Raw genomic sequence first — 22,692 nt, forward strand, 5'->3', positions numbered from 1 at the left:
ATGAATCCACTATTAAGTATAGTTATACCAACAAAAAATAGATATTTTTATTTAGAAAATTTTGTTAAATCATTTGTAGCATTTGAGTCCTCAGAAATTGAGCTAGTGATTCAGGATAATAGTGATATTCAATCTGTAGAGTTCTTAGATTATTTAGAATCTGTAAATGATAAAAGGATAAAGTATAATTATTCAAAGGACTCGCTATCCATGGTCGAAAATTGTGACAGATCTATTGAATTAGCATTAGGTGAATATGTTTGTATGTTAGGAGATGATGATGGAGTATTATTCGAAATTTCAATGGATGTCGTAAAATTTTGTATAAACAACAAATACGAAGCGGCAATAGTTAATAAAGCAGAGTATTATTGGCCAGAGACTAGTCATGCCGTTTGGAAAGATTTGTTAGCAGGTAAAGTATTTTACAAGGACTACAAGTTTCATACGAAAAAAATATCAGTTAACGATGAGTTGTCAAACGTATTAAGAGAAGGCTCAGCATGGTCACTCGGTCTATTACCAAGAGTATATCATGGTTTTGTTAAAAAAGAAAAACTTGATGAATTAAGACAAATATCAGGATCTTATTTTCCTGGTCCTAGCCCAGATATGGCCAATGCTATTGGACTAGCAAAAGTTGTTAAACATTTAATAGAAATTGACGTTCCCGCAGTAATATCTGGACATAGCAAAAAAAGCGGAGGGGGAATGGGAGGTGAAAAAAAACATCATGGTAAAATTGAGGATCAGCCATTTTTACCCAAAGATACAATAAGACAATGGTCTAGTAATATTCCAAGATTTTGGTCAGGTGCAACTATTTATGCTACTTCAGCAAGGGAAGCACTTAATAGAACTGATAATTCCAAGGATTACAAATTAAACTATACTTATCTTTGGGCCTTCTGTTTAGTTTTTGAACCTAGCTATATGAAGGAAGTTTTTTCTGTTATTTCGAAAAATCCTTTACAAATACCGCTTTTATCAGTATATGTTTTTAATTTGACCACATTTAGAGCATTTAATTATATTAGCAATTATTTTAAATTTAATAACAAATCTAATTTATCTATTAGTGCTAAAGACATATTTGAATCTCAAAATGCTTTAAATAACTTGCTTCATAATAAAGTGATTTTTGTTTCTGGTACTAAAATTAAATAGACTGAAATTTTAATGTTAAAGAAAATCAAAATACTGATCTATTCGAATATTTTGCTTAGTCAAACACTTTTTTTTTCTGTATTTGCTATATTAGGATTGACATATCAAGGAAGTGGAGAAAGTAGTATATATACATTGTATTTAGTTGGTTCTGCACTTCTAGCTTATTCTATTTTTTTCTTTGAATTAATCAAACGAGTTACTTTCAAACCTGTTTTAGCTATTATATTCGCATTTCCTGTAGTTTTTTTGTTTTTTAATTTTATAGCTCCAGAACATACTTTTGTAAAATCTCAAACAAATCTCTTTTTTGTACTAGTTTTACCAGCTGCTTTTGTTGGTTATATTGTTGCAAGGACCGACAAGCTTAGCTCAATTAATAGAAGCTTTATTATTACGGGGACAATTGTTTTTATTGGAGTTTTAAGAGTTTTGCCACGATTACTCAGTTCCTCTGTTATAGATTTAATGGATGTTTTTGGTGGAGGTCAATATCAAGCATTTTCATATTTTTGCGCATTTTCTTTTTTAGCCTTTTTTCGTTATTTTCTTTATCAAGATAATTTGAAATTTTGGAAATACTTAATTTACATTTTTGTACTATTAGTATTGTGCGCTGGAGTAATTCTTTCAGGTGGCCGTGGTGGATTAATTGTTGTTTTTACCGGGTTGATAGTTTTTATAATTAGGAAAAAGGGTTTTTTAAAGTTTTTCAAGTATTTTTTTTTGAGTTCTATAACAATTTTTTTGTTACTATTATTTGTAAGTAAATCTAACTTTTTCTTTTCCGAAAGGATAACAGAGAGTTTTGATAGATTATTTTCTTTTGTTTCATCAGATGGAATTAATATGGAAGGAACATCTAATAGAGATGATTTTTACGGTATTGCGCTTTCTAAAATTTCCAATAGCCTAATTTTTGGATACGGAATTTTTGGGTTAGTAGATTCACTAGGTGAATATTATCCTCATAATATATTTTTAGAAATTCTTTTACAAGGCGGAATAATTTATCTTATTATTTTTCTAGTAATTATGATAAGTTTTTTCTTGAAATTATCCTTGCTAATTAGGCTTAAAAAAGATGAAGATGTTATTCTTATTCCAACAATATATTCGGTAGTTTTGCTTCTCTTTTCAAGTAGTTATTTACAGGAGCCATTTTTTTGGTTTTCTTTATCATACGTGTTTTCTTACCCCTTTAATAATTTAAAAAACAAAAAAAATGAAATTATTAGTGATAACTTCTGAATATCCTAATCCCAATAGTACTTTTGACACTCCCGTTGTACACTATTACGCAAAAGAATGGGTTCAACAAGGACATGAAGTTCGTGTTGTTCATTTTAGATCAGTTTTTCCTCGTTTTTTCTACTTTTTTGCAAAAATTTTCCAAACTCTTTTAAAAAAAATTTTCCAAACAGATTTTATACCCTTTGTAAGGCTAAATAAAAGGGTTGAATTTACTCATGAGGATATTAATATAATAAGCCAGCCTATCTTTAAAATATTCCCTCATTTTAAGTTTTTTAATAGTACAATTAGAAAACAAGCAAAGATTATTTATAATGACAATTTGAATAAAAAATTTCAGCCCGATGTAATTATTTCGCATTTTGTTAATCCACAATTACCCTTAATAACAGAGCTTAAAAAATATTATCCAAATGTAAAAACCTCATTAGTACTGCATGAAAATCCAAAAGTAATTTCTGATTTATTTGGTTCAAATGCAAAACAGTTGTTGAATAATTTAGATTATGTAGGGTTTCGTTTTGACGAGATGAAGAATAATTTTATAAGGTTGTTTGGGGAAAGAAAGAATGTTTTTATTTGCCCTTCTGGAATTCCTGAAAACTATATTTTATCAGAAACTCCAAAGACAAAGTTTAGAGGGAATAAAATTTCAATCTGCTTTGTAGGGATGTTAATCCCGCTTAAAAATATTGATATTCTACTTGAAGCTGTAAATTTGGCATTTCCAGATCGAAATTTTACATTGGAAATATTAGGAGAAGGAATGTTGCACGAAAAAATTTCACAAAAAATTGTAGAACTTGGCCTAGGACAATGCGTTACCATGCTGGGTAAATTGTCAAGAGATGAAGTGCAAAAGAAAATGATTGAGAAAGATGTTTTTGTAATGGTAAGTAAGCCCGAAGCTTTTGGTTTAGTATATGTTGAAGCAATGAGTAAGGGATGTATTACTATCGGAACGATTGGGCAAGGAATAGATGGCGTTATAAAGCATGGAGAAAACGGGTTTCTTTGTGAGGCAAGAAATGTAGAAGAATTAAAAGACTTGTTTATAGAGATAAATGAAATGTCTTACGAGGATAAAATGCTTGTAGCGAACAAGGCTATTGAAACTGCATCACATTTAACGGATAGTAAAGTTGCATTAAATTATTTAGAAAAGATAACTATTAATAATTAGTTTTATATGCTTTTAGAAGACGTCAAAATAATTAATCTTCCAAAAATTGAAGATCAGAGAGGTAATTTGTCATTTTTGGAATCTAATAATCATATTCCTTTTAAAATTAAAAGGACATATTGGATTTATGATGTGCCTGGTGGTTTTGCAAGAGGTGGTCATGCATTTTTAGAACAACATGAATTTATAATTGCATTATCGGGTAGTTTTGATGTAATTGTTGATGATGGAAAGGAAAAGAAAACTTTTACATTAAATAGATCATACTATGGTCTTTACATTCCTTCAACGCTTTGGAGGGAAATGAATAACTTTTCAACCAATTCGCTGGCTATGGTTTCTAGTTCAACATTATTTTCTGATGATGATTATGTTAGAGATTATGATCAATTTTTAAAGTTAAAAGGAATTTAATATGAGAGAGAGTACTGTTTATGATTGTGGTTTAATTGAATTGAATAAAATACACAATAGAGCTGGTAACATAACTATTATCGAGGAGAACAAAAGTGTTCCGTTTTCGATTGAAAGGATATATTATTTATATGATATTCCAGGAAATGAGAGTAGAGGTGGTCATGGTCATAAAGAGTTACATCAATTGATTGTTGCAGCTAGTGGAAGTTTTAGCATTACACTAAATGATGGACATATTAAAAGAACTTTCTTTTTAAATAATCCAAATGTAGGTTTGTTAATTGTGCCAGGTATTTGGCGAGAACTTGATGATTTTTCTTCAGGTTCTGTGTGTTTGGTGCTAGCTTCGCATTTGTATAAAGAGTCTGATTATATCAGAGATTTGCAAGAATTTATAAATTATAAAAAATAGATGATACATAAATTAGCAGAGTGTATTAGTGAAAACGTACATGAAAGCACAAATATTTGGCAGTATGTCGTAGTGCTTAAAAATGCAAAAATTGGCAGCGATTGTAATATCTGTGCTCATTGTTTTATAGAAAATGATGTGGTAATAGGGAACAATGTAACGGTTAAAAATGGTGTTTATCTTTGGGATGGGATAACAATTGAAGATAACGTTCAAATTGGTCCAAATGTAACTTTTACTAATGATAAATATCCACGTGCCAAAATGCCTTTTGAATTACAAAGAACACTAATCAAGAGAAATGCTTCGATAGGTGCTGCCTCTACAATTTTAGGAGGAATAACCATTGGAGAAAATGCTATGATTGGTGCAGGAAGTTTGGTTACAAAAGATATTCCAGATAATGAACTATGGTTGGGAAGTCCTGCAAAATTTATAAGAAAAATTGAAAAATAATATGATTCCATTCTTAAATCTAAAGAAAATAAATGATGAATTTTCAAATGAAATTCAAGATGCTATAAACAAAGTAGTTTCTTCTGGATGGTATTTGCAAGGCGAGGCAAACAATACATTTGAAAAAAATTATTCTAATTATATAGGCACAAAGCATGCAATTGGAGTTGCTAATGGTTTGGATGCTTTAAGACTTATTTTGAGAGCCTATATCGAACTTGGTGTATTAAATGAAGGAGATGAAGTAATAGTTCCAATAAATACTTATATAGCATCAGTATTGGCAATTACTGATAACAATTTGATTCCAGTTTTTGTAGAACCAGACCCTATAACACTTCAGATTGATGATAGCAGAGTTGAAGAGATTATTTCAGATAAGACCAAAGCTATTATGATTGTACACCTTTATGGTAGATGTAGTTATACTGATAAAATTGGAAGTTTATGTAAAAAATATAACTTAAAACTTATAGAAGATAATGCGCAGGCTCATGGTTGCTTATTTGGAAATGTTAAAACGGGTGCTATTGGTGATGCGTCAGGGCACAGTTTTTATCCAGGCAAAAATTTAGGAGCTTTAGGAGATGCAGGAGCAGTTACTACTAATGATGATGAACTAATGCAAACAATTAGAGCCTTAGCTAATTATGGTTCAAGTGAAAAGTATGTAAGCAAGTATAAAGGATTGAATAGTAGATTAGACGAAATTCAAGCTGCTGTATTGGATGTGAAATTAAAATATCTTGATCGAGATGTCGAAGCAAGAAAGCATGTTGCTCGCAGGTATATGAATGAAATAAAAAATTCTTTAGTTGTTATACCAGCGCTTTCAGATTGGAATAGTCATGTTTTTCATTTATTTCCAATTTTTTCAAAAAACAGAAAAGAACTCCAGCAATATCTTACAGCTAATGAAGTGCAGACCTTGATTCATTACCCGATTCCTCCTCATAAACAGTTATGTTATAAAGAGTATAATGAAATGTCATTTCCAATAACAGAACAAATTCATAACGAGGAATTAAGTTTGCCAATTAGTCCTGTTATGACAGAAGAAGAGATTACAAGTGTTGTTGCCGCAATTAATAACTGGAGTCTGTAGTGAAAAAAGTTTGGTTAATTAATCCCGCTGCTATGCCTCCAAAGTATGAGGCAAGAATCCAGACTCTTAAGCGCGCACAATATTTACGCTTAAAAGGCTATGATGTAACAATTATAAGTGGGAGTTATCTTCACAATACTGATATCAATTTGATTGATGATAAGGCATCATATAAATTTGCAGAATATGAAGATGGACAGAAGTTTATTCATATTAGAACATTTAATTATAATTCTAATGGTTTAATTCGAATTTATAGCATTTTGCAGTTTTATTTTAGGCTATGGTGGTATGCATCACGTTTTGAAAAACCTGATTTTATTTCTCATTTAGCTGCCGTTCCTTTTGGCAATATCACTTATTTTGTTGCTAAAAAAATTAAAGCCAAATTTATTGTCGATATTGTTGATTTATGGCCGGAATCTTTTGTTGCTTATGGTTTAGTATCTAAAAAAAATCCATTAGTTAAACTTGCATATTGGGCAGAATATTGGCTCTATAAAAAAGCAGACTTGCTTATTTTTTCAATGGAAGGAGGAAAAGATTACATTAAAGAAAAAAAATGGGATATTGATCAAGGGGGTAAAATAGATATTAATAATGTACACTATATCAACAATGGCGTAGATTTAAAAGACTTTGATTATAACAAAATAAATTATAAAATATCAGATGATGATTTAGAGAATGATCATATTTTTAAAGTCATTTATATAGGATCAATTCGACTTGCCAATAATGTTATGCAATTAGTAGAAGCGGCTCAGCATTTAAAAGATGTGTCTGATATTAAATTTTTAATTTATGGAGATGGAGAAGATAGATCAACCTTAGAACAATATTGTAAAGATAACAAAATTGAAAATGTTGTTTTCAAGCAAAAATGGGTAGAACTTAAATATGTGCCTTATATTTTGAGTAAAAGTTCTTTAAATATATTGAATTATAAACCAAGTTCAATTCTTCGTTATGGCGGTAGTCAGAGTAAATCTTTTCAATACATGGCAAGTGGAAAACCTATTTGTGCGAATGTAGAAATGAATTATTGCCCTATTAAAAAGTTTAACATTGGTATAGCCAAAGAATTTAAAAATTCTAAGGAATATGCAGATGCAATTTTGTCTTTTTATAAAATGGATAGGAATGAATATAATGCAATTTGTATAAATGCGAGAAATGCTTCTGAGAATTACGATTACAAGTTACTAACGGAACGTTATGTTGAATTGATTAGCCAAATTTAGAAAATCATTTAATGGAATATAAAAATCAAAAAGTTGTTATTATTGATTATGGTATGGGAAATATTGGTTCAATAGATAACATGTTAAAATATTTGGGCGTAAAAGCTATAATAAGCTCTGAACCGAATATTATATCTGATGCCGATAAAATTATTTTACCCGGAGTTGGTCATTTTGATCGCGCAATGACCAATATTGAAAATTTAGGTCTAATGGATGTCCTAAAAGAAATGGCTTTAGTTAAGAAAAAACCATTTTTAGGAATATGTTTAGGAATGCAAATTATGTGTGAATCTAGTGAAGAAGGTAGTTTGCCAGGTCTTTCATTTATTAATGCAGAAGTTAAAAAATTTGATTTTGGAACAGATTCCAAACTTAAAGTTCCTCATATGGGATGGAATAAAATCCATGTTAATAAAGCATCAGATATTTTGGAAGGTTTAGATGATGATTCTAGGTTTTATTTTGTCCATTCCTACTTTGTAAAATGTCAAAATGAAATCGATATACTTACAAAAACAACATACGGATTTGATTTTGTTTCTTCTTTTCAAGTCGATAATTTGATAGGAGCACAATTTCATCCAGAAAAAAGCCATCGTTTTGGGGTTACTTTATTTAAGAACTTTTTAGAAAAATATTAATGCTAAGGACTAGAATAATACCAATTCTATTGTTAAACGATGGAGGACTGGTTAAGACAGTGAAATTTTCGAAAGACCGATACATTGGTGATCCAATAAATGCGGTTAAAATTTTTAATAAAAAAGAAGTTGACGAGTTAGTATTGTTGGATATTGGTGCTAGTAGAAATGGAACATCTCCAAATTTTATGGAGATTAAAGAAATTGTTTCCGAAGCATTTATGCCAGTTGGATATGGAGGTGGGATCTCAAAAATGGAACATATCGAACAATTATTTAATATAGGAGTTGAGAAAGTAATTTTGAATTCAGTTATTTTTGAGAACAAAGAACTAATTGAAGAGGCTATAAAAATTTATGGCAGCCAAAGTATTGTTGCATCGATAGATGTTAAAAAAGATATTTGGGGTAATTACAAAATTTTTTCAAATAGCGGAAAAAAGAAGCAAAATATAAGTCTGGATAGCTGTATTAAATTAATTCAAGAAATAGGTTTTGGCGAATTAGTAATTAATAATATAGACAAAGACGGAACAATGCAAGGATATGACTTGGATCTCGTAGGAAAAGTTACTGCAATGCTCGATATACCTGTTGTTTCTGCAGGGGGAGCTGGTACAATTAATGATTTTATTAAAGCTATAAAAGCAGGTGCTTCTGCCGTTGCAGCAGGATCAATGTTTGTTTTTCAAGGAGTGCATAGAGCTGTATTAATAAGTTACATCACTGCAGATCAACTTGAACAAGAATTAAAAGAATAATCATATTAATCAAAAAAAATGAATAAAGTAAAAGTTTGTAGCCGTTGTATAATGGATGAAACGGCAAAAGAAATAACATTCGATAACGATGGAGTTTGTAATTTTTGCCATAATTATGATAATGTACTTGTTAATGATGTGCATACTGATAAAGGAGGTGAAGAGAAATTAGAGAAATTAATTGAAGAGATAAAGCGTAAAGGAAAAAATTCAAGATATGATTGTTTGATTGGATTAAGTGGTGGTGTAGATAGTTCTTATGTTGCTTATGTTATAAAAAAGAAATATGGTCTTCGAGCTTTTGCCATTCATCTTGACAATGGATGGAATACAGAATTAGCTGTTGCAAATGTTGAGCAAATTGTTAAGCGTTTGGATATTGATCTTGATACTTATGTTTTAGACTGGAAAGAATTTAGAGATATTCAGACTTCATTTATAAAATCTTCTATTTCTAACATTGAAATCCCAACTGACCATGCAATCTGGGCACTTTTAATTAAGACTGCCGCTAAAATGAAAATTCCATATATCATAGCAGGTAATAATGTTGTTACAGAATCGATCATGCCAGAATCATGGTTATATGGATCTAAAGATTCAAAATTAATAAAATCTCTTCACAAACAGTTTGGAAAAGTTAAGATGAAAACTTATCCAAGTTTGTCAACATTGGATTATGTTGATTATTTGTTGGTTAGAGGAATTAGATGGGTTCCTATTCTAAATTATATACCGTATAATAAAGCGGAAGCGAAACAAAAACTTATCGATGAACTTGGATGGCAGGATTATGGAGGAAAGCACTATGAGTCTATATTTACTAGATTTTTTCATGCTTTTTATTTACCAGTTAAATTTGGCTACGATTTGAGAAAATCATATTTATCAGCATTGGTTTGTTCTGGTCAAATTTCTAGAGATGAAGCTCTAGAAGAAATAAGTAAACCGCCAGCCCCTAAAGAAATGTTAGATCAAGATAGAGATTATGTAATTAAAAAGTTAGGTCTTACTGAAGATGAGTTTGACGTAATTATGAAATCACCAAATAAAACTTATGCAGATTATCCTAATAATGAAAGCTTGTGGAAAAGATTTCATAGTATAATTCGAGTTGCAAGAAATTATATTATCCGAGTTGGCTAATAGTAAAACACCTTTTTTAAGTTTATAAAACGAATGAGAAGATTAACTGTCAGAAATACTGGAAAGTTAATTAATATTTTAAACTAAAAGACATGGAAATAAGAGATTTAAAAATCTCAGATGTGAAAAAAGTAGCAGAAGTTCATGAAAAATCTTTCAAAGATTTTTTCTTAACATCTTTAGGCAGACACTTTCTTGAAACATATTACGCAGCTTCTATTAATAACAATAAGAGCATTGGAATCGGTTTATTTGATAATGAAGAAAAGTTATACGGATTTGCTACAGGTACAAGTAAATCACTTGGATACCATAAAACACTACTGTTGCAAAATAGCTTTCTTTTTTTTAAAAGTCTTTTACTTGTTTCATTAAATAGACCAAAAGTTATCTTTAGACTATTTAAAAATATAAATAAAAAATCGGATAAAAAAGATGACAAACAATATGCAGAGTTGTTGTCTATCGCTATTCTACCAGATCTTAAAGGTTCTGGTTATGGAAAAGTTCTATTAGATGAATTTGAGAAAAAAGCGAAATGTCATCAAGCATCAAAAATTGCTTTGACTACTGATTATAATAATAATGATAATGTTATAAAATTTTATAACAAATCAGGTTATGAAGTATATTATGATTTCATAGCTTACCCAAATAGGCATATGTATAAATTGATAAAAAAGTTAGATGAAAAGGATAATTGATTTTTTATTTTCTTTAATCGGTCTAGTTATTTTAATAATGCCTTTCATATTTATTGCACTGTTGATCAAAATTAAAATGCCTGGTCCTGTTTTTTTTGTTCAGTCTAGAGTAGGTAGAAATGGTAAGCTCTTTAAGCTCTTTAAGTTTAGAACAATGAGTGTGGCTTCGGGAAAAACAAGTGGTAGCTTTGATGCGGGAGATTCTTCACGTATTACCCCTCTGGGAAGTGTATTACGTAAAACTAAAATGGATGAATTACCACAATTAATAAATGTTTTAGTTGGTGATATGTCTATCGTAGGGCCGAGACCAGAAGTGCAACAATGGACGCAAATTTATCCAGATCAATGGAAAATTGTTCATAGAATACGTCCAGGAATAACAGATAATGCTTCGATAATGTTTAGGAATGAAGAAGAAATATTAGCTAATTCTCAGGATCCAACACTAACATATAAAGAAGAAATTTTGCCTAAAAAACTTAGAATGTATATTGACTATGTCGAGAATCATTCTGTTTTCATGGATGCGAAAATTATTTTAACAACAATCAAAGAAATAATCATAAAATGAGTACAATAACTAAAATTCCTTTTTCTAAAATTTTCATAGGAGATAGTGAAAGAAAATATTTAAATGAGGTATTAGATTCTGGCTGGTTAACTACGGCAGGAAAAACACTTGAGTTTGAAAAAAAATTTGCTGATTTTATTGGAGCCAAATATGCTTGTGCTGTAAATTCTTGTACAGCCGCATTGCATCTCGGAATCGATGCATTAGGAATAAAAGCTGGAGATAAAGTACTTATACCAAGTATGACATTTGCAGCAACCGGAGAAGTTGTAAGGTATATTGGCGCAGAGATAATTCCAATCGATACAGAATATGGTACTAATTTGATTACACCAGAGATTTTAGAAAAAGCAATAGAAAAACATAAAGACATTAAGTTGTTAATTGTTGTTCATTATGGTGGTCAAGCTGCTCAAATCAAAGAATTAATTGAGATTTGTAATCGTCATGGAATAAAAATTATGGAAGATGCAGCTCATGCATTTCCAACTCGAAAGGATGGGCAATTAGTAGGCACTTTTGGAGATATTACTTGTTTTAGTTTTTATGCAAATAAAACAATAACAACGGGAGAAGGAGGGATGCTAGTCACTAATGATGAAAGTGTGTATAAGAGGGTGAAAACTATGCGTTTGCATGGGATTAATAGAGATATATGGGATCGATTTACATCAAAAACTCCATCTTGGGAATATGATGTTATTGATGCTGGATACAAATATAATATGCCAGATTTAGCTGCTGCTATTGGATTAGGACAGTTAGAAAAAGCTGAATTGTTTAGATCTGAGAGACAAAAGGCAGTACAGTTTTATTATGAAAAATTGAAAGATTTATCTATGATAGATTTGCCAATATGTCATGGTGAATTGGAAGATCATGCTTGGCATTTATTTCCAATCGTTTTAAACCAAAAAGCTTCAATCTCTAGAAATGAATTTATTGAAAAAATGTCGGAGCAAGGAGTTGGTACTTCTGTACACTACAAACCGATTCATCAATTAACCTATTATAAGGAACGATACAATTTGATTAAAGAAGATTATCCAAATGCCGAGTTAACTTGGTCAGGAAATGTTTCTTTGCCTTTATATCCTTATATGACTAGTGAAGAACTGCAATACATTGTTGATGCAGTTAAAAATATATTAGCTTAGTCTATATTTTAAGAATAGTATGTAAATAAAATTTGTTCTAAATAAACTATATTATATTGAAACAAATTAAACTACCTCATTTAATAAAGGGAGGAATTCATACAGATCAACGAGGGCAGATTTCGTTTGTTAATGATTTTAAGTTTGATATTATTGAGCGATTTTATATAATTTGCAATTCAGATGAGTATCCATTAAGAGGCTGGCAAGGGCACAAAATAGATAATAAATTTTTTTATTGTGTCCATGGAAAAGTTAGGGTTCATTTTGTAAAAATAGACAAATGGGAATCTCCTTCGAAAGACTTACAGGTAGAAAGCATATTACTTACTTCAGGGGAAAGCAATATACTTCATATTCCAGAAGGTTATGCTAATGCCATTGAATTTTTGGAATCAAATTCAAAATTGATATCGTTTACAACATTACCTTTGAATAATGTAGGTGACGATAGTGTTCGTTATCCTTCGGATTATTGGCGTATTAATGAATGAGAGAATATATTTATCGGTATGTCAAGAAAGTGGATTTGAAAAAGAATACATTACAAGGGCTTTAACAACAAAATGGATTACTACTGGAGGTCCTAATGTTGATGAGTTCGAAAATGTATTGGAAAATTACTTAGGAGAAAAATCGTTTGTGTCGGCTTTAAACTCAGGAACTTCAGCGATACACCTTGCTTTAATTTTACTAGGCATTAATGAAAACGATGAGGTTATTTGTCAAAGTTTGACATTCTCGGCTTCTGCAAACCCTATTGTATATCAAAATGCTACTCCTGTATTTGTTGATAGTGAGGTGGATACTTGGAATATTTGTCCCGAGCAATTGGAAGTTGCAATTAAAGATCGAATTAGAAAAGGAAAGAAGCCAAAAGCGATTATTGCGGTTCATTTATATGGTGTTCCATATAAGGTTGATGAAATTCATGCAGTTGCATATAAATATTCTATTCCTGTGATAGAGGACAGTGCTGAAGCCTTAGGGAGCACATATAAAGACAGAAAATGTGGTACTTTTGGTGATGTAAGTATATTTTCATTTAATGGAAATAAAATTATTACTACTTCAAGTGGCGGAGCTTTAGTTACTAGAAACCTTTCTCAAAAAAAGAAAGCTATTTTTTACTCAACTCAAGCTAAAGACCCAGCAGTACATTATCAGCACAGTGAAATTGGATATAATTACAGAATGAGTAATATTTGTGCAGGCGTAGGGTTGGGGCAAATAAAAGTACTAAATGAAAATATTCTTAGAAGAAAAGAAAATCATAAATTTTATAAAGAGATTTTTGATCAGATAGAAGATGTAGAACTTTTGCAAGTTTTAAATCAGGACTATGAATCTATTCATTGGTTAAATGCAATCTTAATATTGCCACAAAGCGGAAAAAGAAGTGAAGATTTAAGAATTGCGTTAGATCAAGAAAATATTGAAAGTAGGCCTTTATGGAAGCCAATGCATTTACAGCCAGTTTTTGAAAAATATCCTTACTATGGAGGAAAAGTTGCTGAGAGCTTATTTGAAATGGGATTATGTTTGCCTTCAGGATCAAATTTAACAATCGAAGAAATGAATAGAATAAAAAAAGTGATTTTTAATTTTTTTAAAAAATAAAAAAGAGTTTTAGTGTACATGAAAATTAAGGAAACATATATTAAAGATTTATTAATAGTCGAACCCAAAATTATCAAAGATGAAAGAGGCTATTTTTTTGAATCATATAATAAAGAAAAATTTTCTGATTTTGGAATTGATATAGAATACGTTCAGGATAATCAGTCTTTTTCAAAGAAAAATACTTTAAGGGGATTGCATTTTCAAAATCCACCTTTTGCGCAAACTAAATTATTAAGTGTATTACAGGGAGAGATTATTGATGTAGCTGTAGATTTGAGAAAAAATTCTGCTACTTATGGAAAAGCATTCAGCATACTATTATCTGAAGAGAATAAAAAACAATTATTTATTCCGCAAGGTTTTGCTCATGGTTTTTCTGTAATAAGCGAAACGGCTTGTGTAATGTACAAATGTGACCAATTTTATAACAAGGCTTCTGAAGGCGGAATAAAGTATAATGATCCTTCTTTAAATATTAACTGGGGAATAGATATCAACGACGCAATTATATCTGAAAAAGATCAATTTCTTCCCTATATTGAAAATTGCAAAAGTTTGTTTTAATGAAAAAGATTTTGGTCACTGGTGCAAAAGGTCAATTAGGATCTGAGCTTTCAGTTTTGTCATCTTCATATCCACAATTTGAGTGGATATTTGCCGACAGAAAGAAAGTAACATTAGATGATTTGGAATTTTTGGACTTTCAATTAAATGAAATTAATCCTGATATTATTTTTAATTGCGGTGCATATACTGCAGTTGATAAAGCTGAAGAAGAAATTGATCTAGCCTTCAGAATAAATTATTCAGCGGTAAATTTAATTGCAAAATATGCTTTTCAAAATAAAATTAAATTGATTCATATTTCAACAGATTATGTTTTTGATGGGTCATCATCAATTGGTTTAAATGAAGAGGCAAAAACAAATCCAATAAATATATATGGAGAAAGTAAATTGTTTGGAGAGATTGCATGTTTAAAAGAAAATCCAGATTCAATTATTATTAGGACTTCATGGGTTTATAGTAAGTTTGGTAATAATTTCGTTAAAACTATGCAGCGATTAATGCAGGAAAGAGAAACGATAAATGTAGTTAACGACCAAATTGGCTCACCAACTTATGCCAATGATTTGGCGAAAGTAATGATTGATATCGTTGAATCTCTAAACTGGATTCCTGGAATTTATAATTATTCAAATGAAGGTGAAATAAGTTGGTACGACTTTGCGTTGAGCATTAAAGAATTAGGCGGGTACAATTGTAATGTAGTAGGCGTGCCATCATTATCTTATTTTACTCCTGCTAAACGCCCAAAATTTTCATTATTAGATAAGAAAAAAATTAAAGAGATTTACAATTTAGCTATTCCAGATTACAAGGAAAGTTTAAAAAAAATGTTTTGAGCAAATATGAAATGATTTAAAAGATTTAGGTATATAGTTTCAATTTAAGGGAAATCTAAAATCTAAAATCTAAAAATCTAAAATCAATTTTATGAAAGGAATAATATTAGCTGGAGGTTCTGGTACCCGTTTACACCCATTGACATTAGCAATGAGTAAGCAAATGATGCCCATATATGATAAACCGATGATTTATTATCCATTATCGACTTTGATGATGGCGGGTATTAATGAGATTTTGATTATTTCAACTCCTCATGATTTGCCTAATTTTAAAAAACTTTTAGGTAATGGAAATTCAATCGGTTGTAAGTTTAGTTATGCTGAACAATTAATACCTAATGGCTTAGCTCAAGCTTTCGTAATTGGGGAAGAGTTTATTGGTAATGATGATGTAGCTTTAATACTGGGAGATAATATATTTTTCGGTTCAAATATGCAAGAGCTTTTAAAATCAAATACAAAACCAAAAGGAGGGGTTGTTTTTGCTTATCATGTTTCAGATCCGGAGAGGTATGGAGTTGTTGAATTTGATGAAAATTTTAAAGCAGTTTCTATAGAAGAAAAGCCACTTGAACCAAAATCAAGTTACGCAGTTCCTGGATTGTATTTTTATGACAATTCTGTAGTGGAAATTGCAAAAAATATTGAACCAAGCGCCCGTGGTGAATATGAAATTACAGATGTTAATAAAGTTTACTTAGAAAGAGACGCTTTAAAAGTTGGTATTTTAAGCAGAGGAACAGCTTGGTTGGATACAGGAACTTTTAATAGTTTAATGCAGGCTGGGCAATTTGTTCAAGTTTTGGAAGAAAGACAAGGATTGAAAGTAGGATGTATTGAGGAGATTGCTTGGAGGCAAGGTTTTATTAATGACGATCAACTTCAAAAAATAGCCACACCTTTAGTTAAATCAGGATACGGAACATATTTGTTAGATTTTTTAAAAGTAAAAGAAAAAAGAGGATAAATTTAATTTCTTTTATAAATAACGATTTAAGCCTTTAATTTGTATTTTTGTAAGATATTATAAGTTTACAAAACTAAACTAAACCAAATTGGATACCGAAAAATCAACAAAAATGTCGTCCTTGCTTTATACTTTTTTATCACCAAGGAATCTGAAAGCTAATATCAATAATCTAAGTTATCTACCTAGATGGATTATTGTTGCGATAGATGTAATGGTTTTGATTTTTTCTTTTACGTTTACCTATATGCTGTTTGAAGGAACGGCGTTGGGCTACATTATTACATCTCATGATTTTTACTTTGTTTCTAGTTTAATAATAATTAATATATTTTTCTTCTGGCTGTTCAGAACTTACTCAGGAATTATTAGGCATTCCTCTTACATTGATGCAATAAAGCTGTTGTTCTCCCAAATGTCAGTCTTGGTGTTCTTTTTATTTTTCAATTTAGTTTTTGAATTATATACAGGGCATAAAGCATTTTTAAATACTGCCCTTTTCATCAATTTGGTTTTATCATTTTGTGGACTTTTTTTGTATCGTGTAATTGTTAAACAAACTTTTGAGTTATATTTTTCAGAAAAGGCAAATACAAAACTGATTAGAACTGTAATTTACGGAACAGATGCCAATGCCATATCTGTTGCCAACGCCTTAAAATTTGAAACGCCTTCTCGATTTAAAATTGTTGGTTTTGTAGACAAAAACAATCAAAATGCATCCAAGAGAATGCTTGATTTGCCAATTTTGATTCTAAGAAAAAAATTACCGGCTTTAATGCGTTCTGTTGCTGCAGAAGGAGTGATTATTGCTGATAAAAGTTTGTCAAAAGATGAACAATTAATTATTGTAGATCAATGTCTGGAATTCAATTATAGAGTTTATACGGTTCCATTAATTTCGGATTGGGAAAATCAAAAAGAAATTTCTCAGAAAGTTAAGAATATTCAGATTGAAGATTTATTAGAAAGAAAACCTATTGTGTTGGACAGTAAGTCAATTTCTAAGCAATTAAAAGACAAGACAATTTTAATTACTGGTGCAGCTGGTTCTATAGGAAGTGAGATCGTTAGACAAGTTCTTGGCTTCAACCCAAAAGTTGTAATCATTCTTGATCATGCTGAAACTCCCCTACATAATTTATGTTTAGAAACTTTCGCAACTAAAGCAGAAACTAAAATAGTTGCTGTAATTGCCGATGTAAAAAGCAAAAAAGCTTTAGAGAAAGTCTTCAAAAATTATAATCCGCATGTCGTTTTTCACGCAGCAGCTTATAAACATGTTCCATTAATGGAAGAAAACCCATCACAGGCTATTTTGACAAATATTAAAGGAACAAAAAATTTAGCAGATTTGTCATGTAAGTACCATGTCAAGAAATTTGTTATGGTTTCAACAGACAAGGCTGTTAATCCTAGTAATGTCATGGGAGCGAGTAAGCGAATTGCAGAAAAATACGTACAATCTTTGTTTTTAAAGAATCAAAGAGAAAATATTGATAGTAGCACAAAGTTCATCACAACACGTTTTGGAAATGTTTTAGGATCAAATGGATCAGTTGTTCCTTTATTTACGAAACAAATTGCAGAAGGAGGTCCAGTCACTATAACGCATCAAGATATTATTCGTTATTTTATGACTATTCCCGAAGCTTGCCAATTGGTTCTTGAAGCTGGAGCAATGGGTAATGGGGGTGAAATTTATATTTTTGACATGGGCAAACCTGTTCGTATTATTGATTTGGCTAAAAAAATGATCAAATTAGCGGGTTTTATTCCAGATAAAGAAATAAAGATAAAGATTGTTGGTTTGCGCCCAGGAGAAAAACTTTATGAAGAATTATTAAATGATACTTCTAAAACGTTACCAACATATCATAATAAGATAATGATTGCTCAAGAAATTCAGGATGAATATGAAAGCCTGCATACCGATATTGATGAACTGATTGGTATTGCTGATTTCTATGATAATGATGACATCGTGGCAAAAATGAAAAAAATTGTTCCCGAGTTTAAAAGTATGAATTCTGCTTTTGAAGTTTTGGATAAATAATTTTACATTTGAAGAAAATTTATAGTTAAAAGAGGTGTTTTTTATAAACGCCTCTTTCTATTTTAAGAAATTTTGTTAAAGGGTAAAAATCCTGTTAAAAGATAGGATTTGGGCACTTTAATTCAATTAATAAACAGAACATATAAGCAAAATGAGTGATTCCCCAAATCCTAATGAATGGTTGTTTGAAATAACACCTAAAAATAAGTTCTTTTCTTTAAACCTTAAAGAAGTCTGGCAATATAGAGACTTATTGTTTCTTTTTGTTAAACGTGATATAATTACGGTATACAAACAAACTGTCTTAGGGCCACTTTGGTATTTAATTCAGCCTTTATTTACTTCTATAACTTTTACAATAATCTTCAATAACGTAGCGGGGATTAATACAGGAACAGTTCCGCCATTTTTATTCAATCTAGCTGGAATTACTGTCTGGAATTATTTTACGTCATGTTTAAATGGGACATCAAACACGTTTGCCGGTAATGCAGGGATTTTTGGGAAAGTATATTTCCCTAGGATTATAACGCCATTATCGGTTGTTATTTCTAATTTGATAAAATTTGGAATTCAGTTTCTAATTTTTATCGTGTTTTATATTTATTTTTTTTGGCAAGGTGCAGTTATTGGTATTAACGCAGCAGTTGTTTTTTTTCCTCTTTTAGTAGTATTAATGGGGGTTTTAGGACTAGGATTAGGAATGCTTATTTCCTCTGTAGTGACAAAATATCGAGATTTTAGTAATTTGGTGGGTTTTGGTGTTCAATTACTAATGTATCTTTCTGCGGTTATGTATCCAATGGAATTGATTAAACAAAAAATACCAAAATTTGGCTGGCTTGTAGCGTATAATCCATTAGCTTATATAATCGAAACCTCTCGTTATATGCTTTTAAATGTTGGTAAGATTTCGCCCTTAGGAATACTTTATACTTTTGTTTTCACTTGTTGCGTTTTTTTTATGGGAGTTTTAGCTTTCAATAAGACAGAAAAAACTTTTATCGATACAGTCTAAACATTTAGTCTTCGAAAATACTTCTTTAATTAAACTTCAAAATTGGAAAAAGATATAATTTTAAAAGCTGAAAATATTTCTAAACAATATCGTTTAGGACAAGTAGGCACGGGAACTATTCGGCATGATTTAAACCGTTGGTGGCATGAAATTCGTGGCAAGGAAAATCCCTATTTAAAGATCGGAGATGTAAATGATCGTTCCTCTAAAGGCACTTCAGAGTATGTTTGGGCTTTGCAGGATATAAACTTTGAAGTTGAGCGTGGTGAAGTTTTAGGAATCATTGGTAAAAATGGTGCAGGAAAATCAACACTGTTAAAAATTTTATCTAAAGTTACAGCTCCCACGACTGGTAGTATAAAATCTCGTGGACGTATTGCATCACTTTTAGAAGTAGGGACTGGTTTTCATGGCGAAATGACAGGAAGAGAAAATATCTTTTTGAATGGCGCCATTCTTGGAATGACTAAAAAAGAAATTGCTTCGAAACTTGATGAAATTATTGAATTTTCAGGTTGTGAACGTTATATCGATACTCCAGTTAAAAGATATAGTTCAGGGATGACAGTTCGTTTGGCCTTTGCTGTGGCAGCATTTTTGGAGCCTGAAATTTTAGTCGTAGATGAGGTTTTAGCTGTTGGTGATGCTGAGTTTCAGAAAAAAGCAATTGGTAAAATGAAGGACATTTCTAAAGGTCAAGGACGCACTGTATTGTTTGTTAGTCATAATATGGCAGCGGTGAAGCAGTTGTGCACAAAAGGAATAGTTATGGAGAATGGAAGGTTAGTTTTTCAGGGTGATATTGATGCAGCTTTAAATGCGTATTTGATTAATTATGAAGGATATGATTCAACAAAGTTATTTGAGATTCAAAATAGAAGCGGTAATGGAAATGTTAGATTTCATGAATTTTTTATAGAAGATTTAGCTGGAAATCCTATAGATAAAATACTTACAGGAGATTCTGTTAATTTTGTTTTTATAATAAAAGTCAAAAAAAAGTCAAAAAAAATTAATCTTGGTTTTTCGTTGCATAATCAATATGAAGATGTATTAACTTATTTGTATAGTGATTTTCAGGATATTACTTTTAGTGGAGAAGAAACTGAATTGTTAAGTATTCGTTGTCAAATAAAACAATTTCCTTTTAATGATGGGAGAATTATTATTAAAGGGAGAATTGAAGTGGATGGTGTTGAATCAGACTGGTTAAAGGAACCATTAGCAATAATTGATGTTGAAAAAGGAAATTTTTATTCAACAGGAAAAATTAGTGAAATAAATACCCCGTTTTTAATCAAAGGCACATGGGAATCATCAAAAGAATTGTAAAAAAAATTATTTTAGTAAAGAAACCTTCTTTAAAAGAAGAGTTTTTCAATAAGGCTTATTCCCAAGAAGGAGAAGATATACTTTTAAGTAGAATCTTTGAAGAAAAAAAAGATGGTTTTTATTTGGATATTGGTGCACATCATCCACAAAGATTCTCAAACACTTATTTATTTTACTTAAAAGGGTGGAAAGGTATTAATATTGATCCAATGCCCGGGATAATGCAAGAATTTAATAAAGTTAGACCAAGGGATATTAACCTAGAAATTGGGATTTCTAAAGAAGAAGAGATGTTAACTTATTATATTTTTAATGAGCCAGCTTTAAATACTTTTAATACGGTTGAGGCTAATTTAAAGAACGGTATTAATAATGGCCAATTTTATATTACTGAAGAAAGGAAAATTAAAACTTTTCCCTTAGCTAAAATTTTAGATGAATATATCGAAAATTTCCAAAAAATTGATTTTTTAAGTATTGATGTAGAAGGACTTGATTTGGAAGTTTTACAATCAAATGATTGGTCTAAATATAAACCTAATTATATTTTAATAGAGGAATTAAGAACTTCAATTGAAAATATCTTAAATGAGGGAGAAATAAGCTTATATTTAAAACAATATGATTATTCCTTAGTGTGCAGAACATTTAATACCTCAATATATAAAAAGAATGAATAATTATGCCCCCATAGTTCTTTTTACCTATAATCGTCCTTTCCATACCCAGCAAGTATTGAATTCTCTTGCTCAAAATGGAGAAGCTAAGCATAGTATTCTGTATGTTTTTTGTGATGGCGCTAAAACAAGTGCAGTTGATGAAGATTTTTTGAAAATTGAGGCTGTTAGGGCATTAGTTGTTGCAGAAAATAGATTTAAGAAAGTAATAATTAAAATTCAACCAGAAAATAAAGGCCTAGCCAATTCTATAATTGAAGGGGTTACCGAAGTTTTAAATAATCATGGAAAGGTTATTGTTTTGGAGGATGATTTAGTTATATCTCCTGTTTTTTTGGCATACATGAATGATTCATTAGATAGGTATGAGAAGAATTTGAAAGTTGGTCAAATAGGAGCTTGCAATTTTTTTGCATGTGGAAAAAAATACCCTAATTATTTTTTTGTACCATTGCCGGATTGCTGGGGTTGGGCAACTTGGAAAGACAGATGGCAATGTTTTAATCCAAATGTTGATGATTTGATAAAACAATTAGAAGAAGATGAAGCTAAAAGGGATGTCTTTAATGCTTATGGTGCTTATGATTTTATGAATATGTTAAATTTGCAAAAACAAGGAAAAGTTGATTCATGGGCAATACGCTGGCAAGCAGTTTGTGTTTTAAAAGGCTGGTTGACACTTTATCCAAACCTTTCAATGACTAATCATAAAGAGTCTAATGAAGCAACTCATGCAAATGTGAATATCACTCCTCCGATGAATTTTTCATCTTCTAATTTTTACACAATTGAAGTAGAAGAAATTAATAAAGTAATTACAGCATTTAAATTAGGTTATTCTGGAAAAGGAAATTATCACGGTAAAGAAAAAAAAGAATTAGTGATCAAAAAAATAAAAAGAATAATTAAATTATTTATACCGCCAATTATTTTTGTTATATGGGAAAAAATTATAAAATGATAGAAAATATTCAACATAATAATCTTTTACTTGCTATTATAATCCGATCGGATTTTAAAAAAGAAGGCATTGAGTTTTTTACTAATGATAATGATTCGCAACAGTTAGGATACATGAGCAGACCCGAAGGTTATGTTATAGAGCCTCACCGTCATAATTTAGTGCCTCGTAAAGTGCATTTGACACAAGAGGTCCTATTGGTGAGAAGTGGGAAAATTCGAGTTGATTTTTATGACAATGAGCAAAACTACGTACAAAGTGCTGTTTTAGAAAAAGGAGATGTAATCTTGCTTTCTGATGGTGGACATGGATTCAAAATGCTAGAAGAATCTGAATTGATTGAAGTTAAACAAGGCCCTTATTGTGGTGATAGGGATAAAGTGAGATTTACTCCAGTGGACGATTCTAATTTGAAAATAAGATAA

The 22,692-nt window shown here is 30.5% G+C and carries 25 protein-coding genes; all 25 read left to right on the plus strand.

Features of this window, described 5'->3' with window-relative positions:
• The 25 genes from RB619_RS15465 (at position 1) to RB619_RS15585 (ending at position 22,692) form a co-directional block, all read left to right on the plus strand.
• A complete protein-coding gene (locus tag RB619_RS15465) occupies positions 1–1,167 on the plus strand; it encodes a glycosyltransferase family A protein (RefSeq protein ID WP_308099041.1) in 1,167 nt (388 codons plus the stop codon).
• A gap of 12 nt (positions 1,168–1,179) precedes the next feature.
• Positions 1,180–2,418: an O-antigen ligase family protein gene (locus tag RB619_RS15470; protein WP_308099043.1), complete on the plus strand. Its 1,239-nt coding sequence runs from the start codon at positions 1,180–1,182 to the stop codon at positions 2,416–2,418.
• The gene (locus RB619_RS15475) at positions 2,393–3,604 is read left to right on the plus strand and encodes a glycosyltransferase family 4 protein (RefSeq protein ID WP_308099045.1); all 1,212 of its coding nucleotides are present in this window, start codon (positions 2,393–2,395) and stop codon (positions 3,602–3,604) included. The genes RB619_RS15470 and RB619_RS15475 overlap by 26 nt, the downstream gene beginning before the upstream one ends.
• Positions 3,605–3,610: 6 nt before the next feature.
• Positions 3,611–4,018, plus strand: coding sequence for an FdtA/QdtA family cupin domain-containing protein (locus RB619_RS15480; protein WP_308099047.1), 408 nt, complete (start codon positions 3,611–3,613; stop codon positions 4,016–4,018).
• 1 nt (position 4,019) lies between these two features.
• Positions 4,020–4,433: an FdtA/QdtA family cupin domain-containing protein gene (locus RB619_RS15485; RefSeq protein WP_308099049.1), complete on the plus strand. Its 414-nt coding sequence runs from the start codon at positions 4,020–4,022 to the stop codon at positions 4,431–4,433.
• The gene (locus RB619_RS15490; protein WP_308099055.1) at positions 4,434–4,889 is read left to right on the plus strand and encodes an acyltransferase; all 456 of its coding nucleotides are present in this window, start codon (positions 4,434–4,436) and stop codon (positions 4,887–4,889) included.
• A 1-nt stretch (position 4,890) separates the two neighbouring features.
• The gene (locus RB619_RS15495) at positions 4,891–5,994 is read left to right on the plus strand and encodes a DegT/DnrJ/EryC1/StrS family aminotransferase (protein ID WP_308099057.1); all 1,104 of its coding nucleotides are present in this window, start codon (positions 4,891–4,893) and stop codon (positions 5,992–5,994) included.
• Positions 5,994–7,238 carry a glycosyltransferase family 4 protein gene (locus RB619_RS15500; protein ID WP_308099059.1) on the plus strand — a complete coding sequence of 415 codons (1,245 nt, stop codon included), beginning with the start codon at positions 5,994–5,996 and terminating at the stop codon, positions 7,236–7,238. Before RB619_RS15495 ends, RB619_RS15500 begins: the two co-directional genes overlap by 1 nt.
• 11 nt (positions 7,239–7,249) lie before the next feature.
• Positions 7,250–7,882: an imidazole glycerol phosphate synthase subunit HisH gene (gene hisH, locus RB619_RS15505; protein ID WP_308099061.1), complete on the plus strand. Its 633-nt coding sequence runs from the start codon at positions 7,250–7,252 to the stop codon at positions 7,880–7,882.
• Positions 7,882–8,643 (plus strand): AglZ/HisF2 family acetamidino modification protein, encoded by a 762-nt coding sequence (locus RB619_RS15510; protein WP_308099063.1) that lies wholly within the window; start codon positions 7,882–7,884, stop codon positions 8,641–8,643. Before hisH ends, RB619_RS15510 begins: the two co-directional genes overlap by 1 nt.
• A gap of 18 nt (positions 8,644–8,661) precedes the next feature.
• Positions 8,662–9,789, plus strand: a complete 1,128-nt coding sequence (locus RB619_RS15515) for an N-acetyl sugar amidotransferase (RefSeq protein ID WP_308099065.1) — start codon at positions 8,662–8,664, stop codon at positions 9,787–9,789.
• A gap of 92 nt (positions 9,790–9,881) precedes the next feature.
• Positions 9,882–10,493, plus strand: coding sequence for a GNAT family N-acetyltransferase (locus RB619_RS15520; protein ID WP_308099067.1), 612 nt, complete (start codon positions 9,882–9,884; stop codon positions 10,491–10,493).
• Entirely contained in the window at positions 10,477–11,067 is a 591-nt protein-coding gene (locus tag RB619_RS15525) for a sugar transferase (RefSeq protein ID WP_308099069.1), read from the plus strand. The genes RB619_RS15520 and RB619_RS15525 overlap by 17 nt, the downstream gene beginning before the upstream one ends.
• Entirely contained in the window at positions 11,064–12,224 is a 1,161-nt protein-coding gene (locus tag RB619_RS15530) for a DegT/DnrJ/EryC1/StrS family aminotransferase (protein ID WP_308099071.1), read from the plus strand. Before RB619_RS15525 ends, RB619_RS15530 begins: the two co-directional genes overlap by 4 nt.
• Before the next feature lie 56 nt (positions 12,225–12,280).
• Positions 12,281–12,718, plus strand: coding sequence for a WxcM-like domain-containing protein (locus RB619_RS15535; RefSeq protein WP_308099073.1), 438 nt, complete (start codon positions 12,281–12,283; stop codon positions 12,716–12,718).
• Positions 12,711–13,844: an aminotransferase class I/II-fold pyridoxal phosphate-dependent enzyme gene (locus RB619_RS15540; protein WP_308099075.1), complete on the plus strand. Its 1,134-nt coding sequence runs from the start codon at positions 12,711–12,713 to the stop codon at positions 13,842–13,844. Before RB619_RS15535 ends, RB619_RS15540 begins: the two co-directional genes overlap by 8 nt.
• 18 nt (positions 13,845–13,862) lie before the next feature.
• The gene (gene rfbC / locus RB619_RS15545; protein WP_308099077.1) at positions 13,863–14,411 is read left to right on the plus strand and encodes a dTDP-4-dehydrorhamnose 3,5-epimerase; all 549 of its coding nucleotides are present in this window, start codon (positions 13,863–13,865) and stop codon (positions 14,409–14,411) included.
• On the plus strand, positions 14,411–15,253 hold the full coding sequence (gene rfbD / locus RB619_RS15550; protein ID WP_308099079.1) for a dTDP-4-dehydrorhamnose reductase: 843 nt from the start codon (positions 14,411–14,413) through the stop codon (positions 15,251–15,253). Before rfbC ends, rfbD begins: the two co-directional genes overlap by 1 nt.
• A 91-nt stretch (positions 15,254–15,344) precedes the next feature.
• The gene (gene rfbA, locus RB619_RS15555) at positions 15,345–16,223 is read left to right on the plus strand and encodes a glucose-1-phosphate thymidylyltransferase RfbA (protein WP_308099081.1); all 879 of its coding nucleotides are present in this window, start codon (positions 15,345–15,347) and stop codon (positions 16,221–16,223) included.
• 112 nt (positions 16,224–16,335) lie between these two features.
• Entirely contained in the window at positions 16,336–18,279 is a 1,944-nt protein-coding gene (locus tag RB619_RS15560; protein ID WP_374119722.1) for a polysaccharide biosynthesis protein, read from the plus strand.
• Between the two features lie 151 nt (positions 18,280–18,430).
• A complete protein-coding gene (locus RB619_RS15565) occupies positions 18,431–19,297 on the plus strand; it encodes an ABC transporter permease (protein ID WP_308099085.1) in 867 nt (288 codons plus the stop codon).
• A 42-nt stretch (positions 19,298–19,339) separates the two neighbouring features.
• Positions 19,340–20,629, plus strand: a complete 1,290-nt coding sequence (locus RB619_RS15570) for an ABC transporter ATP-binding protein (protein ID WP_308099087.1) — start codon at positions 19,340–19,342, stop codon at positions 20,627–20,629.
• Entirely contained in the window at positions 20,605–21,309 is a 705-nt protein-coding gene (locus RB619_RS15575; protein WP_308099088.1) for an FkbM family methyltransferase, read from the plus strand. The genes RB619_RS15570 and RB619_RS15575 overlap by 25 nt, the downstream gene beginning before the upstream one ends.
• Positions 21,302–22,267, plus strand: coding sequence for a sugar transferase (locus RB619_RS15580; protein WP_308099090.1), 966 nt, complete (start codon positions 21,302–21,304; stop codon positions 22,265–22,267). The genes RB619_RS15575 and RB619_RS15580 overlap by 8 nt, the downstream gene beginning before the upstream one ends.
• Complete coding sequence (locus RB619_RS15585; RefSeq protein ID WP_308099092.1) at positions 22,264–22,692, plus strand: hypothetical protein; 429 nt, start codon at positions 22,264–22,266, stop codon at positions 22,690–22,692. The genes RB619_RS15580 and RB619_RS15585 overlap by 4 nt, the downstream gene beginning before the upstream one ends.

The organism is Flavobacterium sp. LHD-80 (assembly GCF_030929605.1).
GTDB lineage: Bacteria > Bacteroidota > Bacteroidia > Flavobacteriales > Flavobacteriaceae > Flavobacterium.